The following is a 12974-nucleotide window of genomic DNA, read 5'->3' on the forward strand; positions in this document are numbered from 1 at the left end:
CTGAATCGCGCTGCTGTGTTCCGGAAAAGAGGCAGTCGTCGCGACGCAAACGCGACGCTCGAAGCGCAGGGAAAGATTGGCGCACACACGCTCGTGCGCGATCGGCAGCTCGCTGGTCACACCATCGCGCGTGCACGCGCTCGCAAGGGGCCTTGCGAACGTTTCTACGGCGATCGTGGCAACCCCGCTGTCATAGGAGCGCCGCGCATCGCGCGCCGCGTTCCCGTAGACCGGAGGCTTTGCGTCCCCGCCTTTCGACGGGTTTGCCGATATCACTTTCTGCTGCTCCCAGACTCTAGTTCTCTGTGGTCATGAAGACCCCAGGGCCGCGTGGCGCGATCGAACAGCAGCAAAGGAAGGAAGGATGACGGCTAGCTCGGTGACGCAAGAAGAGCTGGCCGGCAACCCCGCTATCCCCAGCATGCGCTGTAGGACCGGAGGCTTTGCGTCGCCGTCTTACGACGGTTATGCCCTGGTGAAGCGTTGTTCGTTCGTTTCGTCGCTCTCACCCACTCTCGCCGCCGTGCAGGCCGCGTCCAGTAGAGTCGGTGCGATTCGACAAATATCGATTGAACAAAACTTCGCGGTCGAGGCGAAGTAAATCGTAGGAATATCCTTTTTGCAATTGTCGGTGGCGACCGACATCGCAGCGGTGAAATGTCACTGCGAATTCACATAACGACGTCAAAATCCAGGCGCGCGCGCCCGCAGCGCGCCTTGTGTTTTCGGCAAATATTCGACGGCGCGAAAAAAACAAACGGCGGCCGGATCGCTCCGGCCGCCGCTGCTGTATCGACGTTCTACCGTTGCTTACTGCACGACTTTCGACGAGACGTTCGAGCCCGCGCTCTCCGTGCCGTTGCTGGTGTAAGCACGCACCGAGAAGTAGTAGGTGCCCGGCGAGAGATTGCTGATCGTGTAGTTGGTGACACTCGGGTTCGCCACCTGCACGGTCTGCGTCAGCGCGCTCGACGAAGTGCCGTAGGCGATGCGATAGCCGGCGAGATTGGTCAGCGTGCTGCCGTCGGTGTTGGTCGTCGGCGCGGTCCAGCTCAGCGTCGCGCCGCCGTTGGACACATCGACCACGGCGATCGAGAACGCCGGCAGCGAGGCCGTCGCACGACCGTCACTCACACTGATGACGATGTTGCTGTACGTGCCGACCTGCGAGGCGCTCGGCGTGCCGGACAGCTGGCCGGTGCTGGTGCTGAAGGTGGCCCAGCTCGGACGATTCGCGATCGAGTAGGTCAGCGTGTTGCCATCGGCATCGCTCGCGGTCGGACGGAAGCTGTAGGCGCTGCCCGCGTTGACCGATTTCACCGGCGTGCCGCTGATGACCGGCGCGCGGTTCGCGGTGTTGGTGACGTTGATCGAGAAGGCCGGCAGCGAAGTGGTCGTGGTGCCGTCGCTCACGCGGATCACGATATTGCTGAACGTGCCGGTCGCGGTCGGCGTGCCGCTCAGGCGGCCCGTCGTCGTGCTGAACGTGGCCCAGCTCGGACGGTTCGTGATGCTGAAGCCGAGCGTGTTGCCATCGGCATCGGCGGCGGAAGGCTGGAAGCTATAAGCAGTGCCGACCGTCGCGGTCGTCGCCGGCGTGCCGCTGATCGTCGGCGCGCGGTTCGCGACCGTGCCGGTGCTGTTCACGGTGATGCTGAAAGCCGGCAGCGACACGGTGTTCACGCCGTCACTGACACGCAGGATGATGTTGTTATAGACGGCCGGGGACTTCGGATAGCCCATGAGCTTGCCGCTATTGGCCGAGACCGCCATCCAGCCCGGCTTGTTCACGACACTGAACTTCAGCGGCTTGCCTTCCGGATCTTTCGCGGTCGGCTGGAAGTAGTACGAGGTCTTGACCTTGATGACCGTCGGCGGCGTGCCGCTGATGGTCGGCGGCAGATTGGCGGCCTGGGCGGATACGACGCCCGCAAACGAAGCGAACGCCGCGATCGCGGCGAGAGTAGACGAAAAGCGCATGTAGCACTCCAGCAAAGCACTTGTGTTCCGATGCCAGCTCGCGCTTCGCGCACACGCATTGCTGAGCGTGGCGGTGCGAGCACCTTTGTCTGGCAAGGGAAGCTGGCTTTGCTGGGCCGGCGCTCGAGGAGCGCGGGCGGCAGGCCGAAGGACTTCACGATACAACCTGATGAAGGTCGGGTTGTAACGGCAACCCCGCTATCTTTGGAGCGGCTGCTGGAACAGCGGCGCCAGAGGACCGGAGGCTTTGCGTCACCGTCTTTCGAACGGCTTTGCCCTTACAGACGACAACATTCTGTCGGAAGCAATGAATGTGACCTATCGGACGAGCCCCCATCCGCGTTCAGGAAATCCTGTAAGCGCGAGCAGGGAACCTTTGACGACGCTTAATGGCGACGCTTAGCGGGCCCGCATGGTGCGCCTTAGGACCAGCGCACCAAAGCGTGTTTTTCTCGGGAAATGTTTATGCCGGTAGCGTGAAGCCGTGCTGCCGCACCAGTCGCGTGCAGGCCGCCACTAAGTGTTGATCGTAGAGCTTGCCGGCGCTCCGGTTGATCTCGTCGATCGCCGCGTCCATGCCCAGGGCCGGCCGGTACGGACGCGGCGAGCACATGGCTTCCACCGTATCGGCGATCGCGAGGATGCGGGCTTCGATCATGATCTCTTCGCCCTTCAGGCCGCGCGGATAGCCGCTGCCGTCGAAACGTTCGTGCGACTGATAAATGATGTCGGCGATGGGCGCGCCCAGATCGATATCCGCGAGCAGCTGGCAGCCTTCTTCGACGTGCGTGCGCATGAGCGCGAGCTCGGTTTCGGTCAGCGGCGCGGGCTTGCTGAGGATGGACGCCGGTACCGCGATGTTGCCAATGTCGTGTAACAGCGCCGCGACTCGCAGCCCATGCTGGCGCTCGCCATCGAGGCCGGCCTCGCGTCCGATCGCGACCGCCAGCGCCGCCAGGCGGCGCGACGAGCCGGCGGTGTATGGATCGTGCCGCTCGCTCATCCGCACGAACGAATCGATCATGCCTTGAAGCGCCACGTCGGTGCGCTGGAGCGCACTGAGCGTCACGGCATGCGCTCGCTTCGAATGCAGCAGACGCCACACGCCGTCCGCCAGCGCAGCGAGCGTGCGCTGATCTTCTTCGGTGTAGTTCGCATCCCGATTGCCGACGCCGAGCACGGCAATCACTTCCTCACCCGACAGCATGGGCACGGCCAGGAAGCGCGTGAGGTCCGGCAAACCGTCGTTCTGCGGCTTGCGGGCGGCATCGTTGGTCCAGGTGGGATGCTTACCGCGCACGCATTCGCTGAGCATCATCGCCCGGCCAATGGGCTGCGGCTCCGAATCGGCCATGACCACTTGCGGCCGGCCGCCATCGCGCCAGGCGGCGAGCGTCATGGTCTTCTGCGCGTTATCGACAAAGTACAAATAGCCCAGCGGGCTGCGCCCCGCTTCCATGGCCTGCTCGATCACCCGGCGCACGATGGCGGACTCGTCGAGCGAGTCGGCCTGCTTGAACAGATCGACCAGGAAATCGGCCTGACGCTGCTGAATGCGCTGTGCGATCAGGTCGCGACGGCGCTGAGCCGTATCGCGAATCAGCACGATGCTGTCGCCGCGCCGGTTCTCCAGGAGCCCGACGCTCACTTCGACGTCCAACAACGTGCCGTCCTTGCGACGATGCTTGGTCTCGTAACGCCCGCCGCCCCGGACGCGGCCGAGCTGCAGTCGCATCGTGGTCTCGCCGGAAGCGGGATCCTCGATGTCGGCGGCATTCATGCGCAACAGCTCTTCCTTGCTGTAGCCGGACATGCGGCAGTAGGCCGCGTTCACGTCCTGGATCTGCCCATCGCTGCCGAGCAGCCAGGAGCCGTCGGCCGCCGAGTCGAGCAATGAGTTGCCGGCTTTCGCTTGTTCCTGCAGCTGACGCTCGGTTTCCAGACGCTGCGAAAGATCGAACGCGGCGACCAGGTCGGCGTTGCGGCCGTCGAACTCGATCTGTTGCGAGGAGATCGACAGGAACAGCGCGAGACTGTCTTTGCGTTGATGCACGCTGATGGACGAATCCGGCGACTCGCCGCCCGGCAACGTCAGCGCCGATGCTTTCAAGCCCAGGAATTCGGCGCGCGAATAGCCATACATCGCCAACGCGGCGTCGTTGACGGCGATGAAGCCGCCGGTGGCGTGATCGGCGATCCACATCGGCTGCGGATTGTTCTCGAAGACGCGACGAAAGCGCGCTTCGCCGGCGGCCAGCCGCTGATTGCCCGCTTCGAGCTCGCTGACCTGCGAGCGCAAACGCGCCTGCGCCTGCACAGCTCGCTCCACGGCCTCGCCCTGAGCCTGCGCCTGTTGCGCGCTGTACTGAGCCTCGGCTTGCAAACGTTCGACGCGCTCGACCGCTTCGGCCTGCGCGCGCTGAGCCTTTTCCAACGCTTCTGTTTGCTCAGCCTGGGCGCGCTGAGCGCGCTCCAATGCTTCAGCTTGCGCGGCCTGCTGACGCTGCGCCTTCTCGAGCGCCTCGGCTTGAGCGGCCTGCTGACGCTGCGCTTTGTCGAGCGCCTCGGCTTGCGCGGCCTGCTGGCGTTGCGCGGCCTGCGCCTTCTCGAGCGCTTCGGCTTGAGTCTTTTCGAGCACGGCGAAGCGCTGCATGGCAGCCGTGTCGAGCATGTTCATCGGGCGGGTGTTGCCGCTCGTGCCGTTGCCATGCCCGCCATTTTCATTGGCGCGCGCACCATTCGCGTGACCGGCTGGCAACAACTCATCGAGCGCGCTCAGCAGTTTGTCCGGCGCGGTCGAACGGGAGAGAAAGCGTTCGGCGCCCAGCTCCAGGGCGAAGCGCTCGTACTTCGGATCGTCGTGCCGGCGCGTGTAGAACACGAACGGAATGCTCTGCAGGCGCTCGTCCTGCTTCCATTTGCGGCACAGGGCGAAACCGTCCATGCGAGGCAGGACGATGTCGGAAACGATGGCTTGCGGCGGCTCGCGGCGCGCGACGTCCAATGCCGCGAGTCCATTCGAGGATTTCAACACCCGATGACCGCGACCCGACAGCAATGTTTCAAGCGCGCTTTGCTCTGACTCGCGCTCGAATGCGATCAGGATGACACCCATGCCCAGTCTCCCGGCGCGAGCGCGCCAGCCTAGAAAAACAGTCCCCGCGGAGCCCCGAAGGTTTCCATCGGCTACGGCCGACCCCGAACCAAGAAACTTAACGCTTACCCACCACAGGCACAGGGATGTGCCCGCCGCCGCAGGCGGCGAGCGCAGCGGGAAAAGTCGCGCCTTTTCCCCTCTGCGCCACAGCGCGAGTGGCAGGATGCCCGAGTCGCTGTTTGATAAGTATGCCCGGCGCCCGCGGGGATTGGCACGATTAGGGGGAACTCTGAGCTACAAAGGGAGACGCAGTGCACATTCTGCGAGATCGGTTCAGGGGCCCGCGCGGTTGATGCGCGTCCAGTACTGGCCGAGCAGCGAGACCTGGTCGGTGAATTGCTTGAAGTCCACCGGTTTCACGATGTAACTATTGGCGTGCGCCTCGTAGCTGCGCGCCATGTCCGACTCCTGGTCGGACGAGGACATGATCACCACCGGCGTGGAGCGTGTCTTGGGATCGGCCTTGATCTGCGCCAGCACGTCCAGGCCGTCGATCTTCGGCATATGCAGGTCGAGCAGCATCAGTTTCGGATTGCCCGACACCCGCTGCGCATAAACGCCCTGACGGAACACATAGTGCAAGGCGGCCTCGCCGTCCTGCACCCACACGACTTGTTGTGAAACGCCGCCGATCTCCAGCGCGCGGATCGTCAGCTCCGCGTCGGTGGGATTGTCGTCCGCGAGCAGAATGTACCCGGTGTGACTCACGACGCCTCCCCGATGCTCGCACCTTCGGCCAGTGCGATGACGAATCCGTATTCTCGCGCTACTTCGCGCATGTGCTCATATCTCCCCGACTTGCCGCCGTGGCCGGCCTCCAGATTGACGTGCATCAACAGCGGCTGGCTGCTGGTGTTGTGCCGTCGCAGCTTCGCGACCCATTTGGCGGGCTCGTAATACTGCACCTGACTATCCCATAGCCCGGTGGTGACCAGCATGGCTGGGTAATGCTGGTGGCGGATATTGTCGTACGGCGAATAAGAAAGCATATAGGCGTAGGCAGCGGCCTCGTTCGGGTTGCCCCACTCGTCATATTCGAGCGTGGTCAAGGGAATGCTGGTGTCGAGCATGGTGGTGACGATGTCGACGAACGGCACATGCGCGACCAGCGCGGCGTAGCGGTCGGGCGCGACGTTGGCGATCACGCCCATCAGCAGCCCGCCGGCGCTGCCGCCGGCAGCGAAAACTTTGTCGCGCGCACAGTAGCCTCGCGTCACCAGATAATCGGTCACATCGACGAAATCGTTGAAGGTGTTCCACTTCTGTTCCAGCCGCCCGGCGTCGTACCAGCGCCGGCCCAGCTCCTGGCCGCCGCGGATGTGCGCCATCGCATACACGAAGCCGCGATCGAGCAACGACAGCCGTGACGTGCTGAACGCCGGCTCCATGCTCAGCCCGTACGAGCCATAGCCGTATTGATACAACGGCGCACTGCCGTTCAGCGGCGTGCCCTTGCGATACACGATCGAGACGGGAATGCGCTCGCCATCGCGCGCCGGCGCCCACACGAACTCGCTGACGTAATTTGCTGAATCGAAATCGCCTAGCACCGGCTCGCGTTTCAACACGGTGCGCGAGCCGTCGGCAAGATCGTATTCATACGTGGTGCCGGGCGTGGTCAGCGACGTATACACGTAACGCAGCCGTGTGGTGTCGAGCTCGGGATTAGAGCCCAGCGCCATGGTGTAAGCAGGATCGTCCGCCGTGAGATGAAACGGCGCTTCGCCCCAGCGCTGCACGCGCACGTTCATCAAGCCCTGCGAGCGCTCGCTGACCGCGACGAACGTGCGGAACAACTCGAAGTCCTGGATGAAAACTTCCGGATCGTGCGCGATCACATCGCGCCACTGCTTGCGATCGGCAGCCTGCTCGACCGGCACTTCGACAATGCGGAAATTCAGCGCCTGCCAGTTGGTGCGAATCAGGAATTGCTCGTCGAGATGATCGAGCTGATATTCGTGATCGTCCTCGCGCGGCACGACCACTTTGAAATCGAAGCTCGGATCGTCGACGCGTGCATACCGCCACTCCGACGAGGTGGTGCTCTCGGAGGCGATCAGCAGATAACGCTCCGACTTGCTGCGCTCGACGGTGAGATCGAAGCTTTCGTCGGGCTCTTCGTAAACCAGCACATGCTCGCCGCGGTCGCCGAGCCGATGACGGCGGATGCGCCGGCCGAGCAGCGTCACCGGATCCTGTTCCACATATAACAAGGTGCGGTTGTCTTCGGCCCAGGCCACGCCGGCGCCGACGTTCTCGATCACGTCCGGCAGCAGCGTGCCGGTCGTCAGATCCTTGACCCGGAGCCGGTACTGGCGGCGCCCGACCGTGTCCTCGGTGTACGCCAGCAGGCGGTTGTCCGGGCTGATCTCATAGCCGCCCAATTGAAAGAACGGCTGCCCGGACGCGAGCGCATTGCCATCGAGCAATATGACTTCTTCCGCGCCGGGCGCGTCCAGCCAGCGAACCACGATGGGATATTCCTGGCCGGTCGCGAACCGGATGGCGTACCAGTAGCCGTGATAACGCACCGGCACGGTCGAGTCGTCCTGTTTCAAGCGCGCGACGATTTCGGTGTACAGCCGGTCGATCAGCGGCTGGACCGGGGCCAGCATGGCCTCGGTGTACTGGTTCTCGGCCTTCAGATAACTCAGGACGTCGGGATCGCTGCGCGTGTCGTCGCGCAGCCAATAATAAACGTCGTCGCGTGCGCCATTGGGCGAGGAGACGCGATGTGATCGCATCGGTGCTAACGGCGGCTTGGACACGATGGCTGGTGCGAAAAAATTGCTGAACAAAAATCGGTTAACTGAACAGATCCTGCAGCCCTAACGCTTGGGTGGCAACTGTGGTCCTCATCCAATCCCCGATTCGCACCCCAGCGGAGTGCCTCGTAGCCACTTGCCAACAACTTTACCGCTGGCATGCGGCCGACAAAGGGGTAGGATCACGCCCGCCACCCGACCGTCCGGATCAGCGGGCTCATCGTATCGGCATCAAACCGGCAGCGGGTGTCTACAGAGGGCAGGCAAGAGAGGAAATTCACGCAGGGACATTTGCTGAACGGCGCATGCCAATTTTGCGCGGCAGTTCACGCGAGCGGGCCAGAAAAGACAGATACAGTTCGCAGCCGATCCATCTTGCATAAGTAGTATTACGCGACAAGCAAAAACCCCCGGAGGGGTCTATGGCCAACGCGCAACATAGTCGTTCTTCAGGACACGGAAATACTCAGGACGAGGTCAATTTGGAGATCGACGATTCACAAGCCCTGCGGCAGCTAGAAGAAGGCCACCAGCCGCCGGTCCTGGTATTGAGCCGTGACGCCAACCTGGTGGAAACGGTCAAAAAGGCCGCGCCGCGCGGCGTTCCGGTCGCCTTTGCGCCGGACCTGGACCATGTTGCGGAGAAGCTCTCCAACCTGAAGCCGGGCGTGCTGGTCGCGGATACCGCGAGCACCGCCGACGTGGCCTCGATGGTGGCGCAGCTGACTCAGCATTTCCCTGAACTGGTCGTGGTGGTCGCCGGCAAGCGCGAAGAGAATTCGCAGCTCATGCAGCTCACCGCCGCCGGCCGGATCTTCCGATTCCTGCTCACGCCGTTGTCACATGGCCAGACGCGCCTCGCGCTGGACGCCGCGGTCAAACAGCATTTGGATCTGTCCGCCGCCGGGCAGCGCCTGAGCACGGGCAGTGCGGCCGGAGAAGGCGGCAGCAAAAATTACGTGATGACCTACGGCGCGCTCGCCGCCGGTCTGTTGGTGGTCATCGGCGGCATCTGGTTCGGCGTCAACCGCTTCACCGGCGAGCCCGAAGTGCCTCCGGTCGTGAATGTGCCCGCCGCGCCGGGAGCCCAGCAGCCAGGCGGCGTGCCGGAACGTCCGGATCCGGTCAAGGCCGAGCTGGCGCTGGCCAAGGACGCGTTCGCTCAGAACAAGTTCATCGAGCCGCAGGGCGAAAGCGCCCTGGACCTGTATCGAAGCGCGCTGGCGCTGGATCCGAACAGCCAGGAAGCGAAGGACGGCATTCGCTCGGTCGTGGACAAGATCCTCGAACGCGCCGAAGCCGCACTGCTGGCCGAACGTTTGGAAGAAGCCATCCGCACGATCGAGACGGCACGCGATATCGATTCGACCCATCCGCGTCTGGCGTTCCTGGATACGCAGGTCGCGCGCGAACGTGAACGTTTGAAACTGTCGCAGGCTCAGGAAGTCGGCAACCGCGTGCGCTCGCTGCTCAACACCGCGAACGATCGCATGGCCAACGGCCGCCTGCTGACTCCGAACAATGGCAGCGCAAGGGACGCGCTGTTGGAAGCGCGCCGCCTCGATCCGACGGATCCGACGGTGCTGTCCACCATTCGTGAGTTCAGCGCGCAGCTGACCGAAGAAGCTCGCAAGTCGCTCGCCGGCGGCAACATCGAAGCGGCCACCGCATTTGTGCAGGGCGCGCGTCAGATGGGCTCGGCAGGCAGCGCGCTGGCCGCGGTCGAACGTTCGCTCGCTGAAGCGACTCGTGCCGGTAGTCCGGGCGCTGGCCCGAACACGGCGACGACCGCTCCGGCGCAATCCGCTGGCACGCGCCGTCCGGCGACGCCGGCTGCCTCGCAGGCCGGTGCGGGTCCGAACATCGACGCCATGGTCGCTGACGTTCGCACGCGCCTGACCGAAGGCAAGCTGATCGATCCGCCGGGCGACAGCGCTCGCGATCTGCTGGCGAATCTGCGTACCGCCGCCCCGAATCGTCCGGAAGCGGATGAGCTGGCGCGCACGCTCTCGACACGTCTGCTCGACTCCGGTCGCCAGGCGATGAACGCCAAGGCTTACGATCGTTCCGCGCAGCTGATTGCCGCTGCGAAGGATGTCGGCCAGCGCTTCAACGGCCCGGCCATTGCGCAGGCGGAAGCCGATCTGATCGCGGCTCGCGAGCAGAACTCGCAGCTGACGAACGTCGTATCCGCCGCTTCGCTGAAGCGCGTGCGCATGGTGTCGCCGGCCTATCCAGATGCGGCCCGAAAGCGCGGCATCGAAGGTTGGGTCGAGTTGGCCTTCACGGTGCAGACCAACGGCACGGTCGATCAGGTGGAAGTGCGTAACGCCAGCCCCGCCGATGTGTTCGACGATGCCGCGATCCGCGCCGTGCGTCAGTGGCGCTTCGAGCCGGTCGAGAAGAATGGCGAGCGAGTCGAACAGCGCGCCATGGTGCGTCTGAAGTTCTCGCAGCAGGCTGCCAACTAAGCGCTCCAAGCAATCGTTGCTAACGAAAGGCGGCCTTCGGGCCGCCTTTTTTATTGGGTGTCCAGACGCTACGCTGCGCGTCCTTTTGCTCGCCGGCCGGCTATGGACACCGCCACCCCCAAAGCGACCGCTCCGCTCTCGTCTTTGCCGGCGCAACGGCTGGACGCGTCAGGTCGTGCCCACGTGGATGTGCGCGCCATCGTCGCGCTCGCCATTCCGTTCGCGGCGAACAGCGCCATTCAGGCGATCCTGAATCTCACGGACACGTGGTTCATCGGTCGCATCTCCACCAGCGCGCTCGCCGCCATCGCCGCGATTCACTGGCCAGTGATCGCGTGTATCGCATTGTTTGGCGGTGTCGGTCTCGCGGGTCAGACATTGGTCGCACAAGCGTTCGGCGGGCGACGACTCAAGCGCGCGTCGCAAGCCGGCTGGATTTCGATGTGGGCGGCGTTGGTGGTCGCCCCGCTGTTCTGGTTGATCGCCATCAACGGCAACGCCGTGCTCGATCCTTTCGGCCTCGATCCCGAGGTGCAAGCGCTGTCGGTGCAGTTCTGGGAACCGCGCATGTACGGCGCTCCGCTGGGCGTAGCGCTGTGGGGCATCGTCGGCTTTTTCAACGGTATCGGCCGGCCCAGGATCTCGTTCATGGTCGAGGCGCTGGTCTGCATCAGCAACGCCGTGTTCGCGCAGTTGTTTATTTTCGAGCTCGGCTGGGGCATAGCCGGCGGCGCCTGGGCGACCAACTGCGCGCAGGCGCTGGGTCTGCTGGTGGCACTCGGCATCTTCGTCGGGCCGAAGATGCATCGCATGTTTCATTCACGCTTGATGTGGCGGCCACGCCTTCCCAAGCTCATCGGGCAATGCCAGCTCGGCCTGCCGATGGGAATGTTGATCGCGGCCGACGTGCTCGGCTTCGCGATGTTTCAACTCATGCAGGTCCATCTGGGCACTGTGGACGGCGCCGCGACCCAGGTCGTGATGATGCTTACGTCGATCTCCTTCGGACCGGCAATCGGTATCGCCATGGCAGGGACGACGTTGGTGGGTCAATCCATCGGCATGGGCGATCGCGGCTGGGCCAAGCGTATCGGCAACAGCATCGTCGTGATGTGCATGACGTATATGGGCACCATCGGCCTGCTGCTCGGGCTCACCGCGCCCTGGCTGATTCCCACGTTCGTCGCCGACAACGACCCGCAAGCGCTGGCGGTGATCCAGCTCGGCACGACCTTGATGTGGGTGGCGGCGGCTTATCAGCTGTTCGATGGGCTGAACTTCGCCTGCTCTTTCAGCCTGCGCGGCGCGGGCGACGCCACGGTGCCGGCGATCTGTGTCCTGGTGCTGTCGTGGCTGGTGTTCGTGCCCCTGGCGCACATGCTGTCGTTCACGCCCGGCGGCGGCTGGGTCGAGGGTCTGCCGCAATTCGGCTTGGGCGCGCTCGGCGGCTGGCTGGCCGCGCTCACCTACATCATCCTGATCTCGACGGTGCTGTGGCTGCGCTGGCGCTCCGGGGCGTGGGAGAAAATCCGGCTTCGCTGACGGCCGCGTAAGCCATTTCCGTGGCGGGCAATGCTATGGTTTGCAGTTCGCGGCCGGGCTTATGGGTACGACATGGTGAACGACACTCGCGCTACTTCGAACGACACTGCCATCCGCATCTGGGACTGGCCGGTGCGGCTCACGCACTGGTTGTTTGTTTTCTGTATCACCCTCTCCTGGTGGACGGCGGAAGAAAACGTGATGGACTGGCATCGGTACAGCGGCTATGCGCTGCTGGGCCTGCTGGTGTTTCGAATCTATTGGGGCTTCGCCGGCAGCTCGAGCGCGCGTTTCTCACAATTCCTGCGCGGCCCGAGCGGCATCGTTGCTTACATACGCGAGTCGCGTGCAGCGCATCGCGATGCCGGCCACAACCCGCTCGGCGGCTGGAGCGTCGCCGTGATGCTCACGTTGATGCTGGCGCAAGTACTGATCGGTTTGTTTGTAAGCGACGTGGACGGCATCGAATCCGGCCCGCTGTCGCACCTGGTGAGCTTCGATACCAGCCGCACGCTGGCGGAGATTCACGAGGTGGTGTTCAACGCGATTCTGGTTTTCGTCGGCCTGCACATCGCCGCCATTTTGTTTTATCTGCTGGTGAGAAAAGACAACCTGGTCGTGGCCATGCTGACCGGCCATCGTCGTAACGTGCCGGTGAAGCCGATGCTGCCCGTGCCGGCGTGGCGCATCCTGCCCGGCATCGCGCTGGCCAGTGGCGTCGTGTGGTGGATTGCCAACTGAATATTTTGATTGTTTCGCCGGGCAAGCCCTGGGCGAAAAGAAAAGGGCGATCGACCCGCTGGATCGATCGCCCTGTCTTGTCCCAAATGCGCTGAGTTGGTTATTTCACCAGCCGCAGAACCGGCTTCTCGGTCTTGCCTTGCAGCCGATCGCGATGAAACCCCGTTTCGGGCCGGTATTGGAGCGCCTCCATGCGGCGCTGCAGTTCGGCGGCTCGCTCGGGATCCGGGGTGACTCGCAAACGCACCGGCGGTGAATCGGTCTTACTCATTCTAAACATCACGTTTCCTCCCAGGCGGTGTTCCCTTCTCGCGGCGG

The 12974-nt window shown here is 63.7% G+C and carries 8 protein-coding genes and 3 riboswitches; of the genes, 3 read left to right on the forward strand and 5 right to left on the reverse strand.

Translation table 11 applies throughout. The features are described from left to right. Window positions 1-174 precede the first annotated feature (174 nt). A riboswitch (cyclic di-GMP riboswitch) is annotated at window positions 175-278 on the reverse strand. A 119-nt stretch (window positions 279-397) separates the two neighbouring features. Further along, a riboswitch (cyclic di-GMP riboswitch) is annotated at window positions 398-482 on the reverse strand. A gap of 328 nt (window positions 483-810) precedes the next feature. From GYH35_RS30800 to GYH35_RS30815, 4 genes are all read right to left on the reverse strand, one after another. Further along, on the reverse strand, window positions 811-1980 hold the full coding sequence (locus GYH35_RS30800; RefSeq protein ID WP_161810093.1) for a putative Ig domain-containing protein: 1170 nt from the start codon (window positions 1978-1980) through the stop codon (window positions 811-813). Between the two features lie 185 nt (window positions 1981-2165). Next, a riboswitch (cyclic di-GMP riboswitch) is annotated at window positions 2166-2267 on the reverse strand. Between the two features lie 176 nt (window positions 2268-2443). Then, on the reverse strand, window positions 2444-5095 hold the full coding sequence (locus GYH35_RS30805; RefSeq protein ID WP_161830404.1) for an HD domain-containing phosphohydrolase: 2652 nt from the start codon (window positions 5093-5095) through the stop codon (window positions 2444-2446). Between the two features lie 315 nt (window positions 5096-5410). Then, window positions 5411-5845, reverse strand: a complete 435-nt coding sequence (locus GYH35_RS30810; protein WP_161810095.1) for a response regulator — start codon at window positions 5843-5845, stop codon at window positions 5411-5413. Then, a complete protein-coding gene (locus GYH35_RS30815) occupies window positions 5842-7881 on the reverse strand; it encodes a S9 family peptidase (protein WP_161830405.1) in 2040 nt (679 codons plus the stop codon). The genes GYH35_RS30810 and GYH35_RS30815 overlap by 4 nt, the downstream gene beginning before the upstream one ends. Before the next feature lie 503 nt (window positions 7882-8384). On the opposite strand from GYH35_RS30815, the gene GYH35_RS30820 reads away from it, so the two are divergent. The 3 genes from GYH35_RS30820 to GYH35_RS30830 all read left to right on the forward strand — a co-directional run bounded on the left by GYH35_RS30820 (window position 8385) and on the right by GYH35_RS30830 (window position 12656). Further along, window positions 8385-10373, forward strand: a complete 1989-nt coding sequence (locus GYH35_RS30820; RefSeq protein WP_161830406.1) for an energy transducer TonB — start codon at window positions 8385-8387, stop codon at window positions 10371-10373. Window positions 10374-10475: 102 nt separating this feature from the next. Further along, the gene (locus GYH35_RS30825; protein WP_161810098.1) at window positions 10476-11915 is read left to right on the forward strand and encodes an MATE family efflux transporter; all 1440 of its coding nucleotides are present in this window, start codon (window positions 10476-10478) and stop codon (window positions 11913-11915) included. Between the two features lie 72 nt (window positions 11916-11987). Then, window positions 11988-12656 carry a cytochrome b/b6 domain-containing protein gene (locus GYH35_RS30830; RefSeq protein WP_161810099.1) on the forward strand — a complete coding sequence of 223 codons (669 nt, stop codon included), beginning with the start codon at window positions 11988-11990 and terminating at the stop codon, window positions 12654-12656. Window positions 12657-12756: 100 nt separating this feature from the next. Here GYH35_RS30830 and GYH35_RS30835 read toward each other — a convergent pair whose 3' ends face one another. After that, window positions 12757-12927, reverse strand: coding sequence for a hypothetical protein (locus GYH35_RS30835; protein WP_161830407.1), 171 nt, complete (start codon window positions 12925-12927; stop codon window positions 12757-12759). Window positions 12928-12974: the final 47 nt, after the last annotated feature.

Origin of the sequence: Steroidobacter agaridevorans, assembly GCF_009932555.1 — a bacterium.
Classification (GTDB): domain Bacteria; phylum Pseudomonadota; class Gammaproteobacteria; order Steroidobacterales; family Steroidobacteraceae; genus Steroidobacter; species Steroidobacter agaridevorans.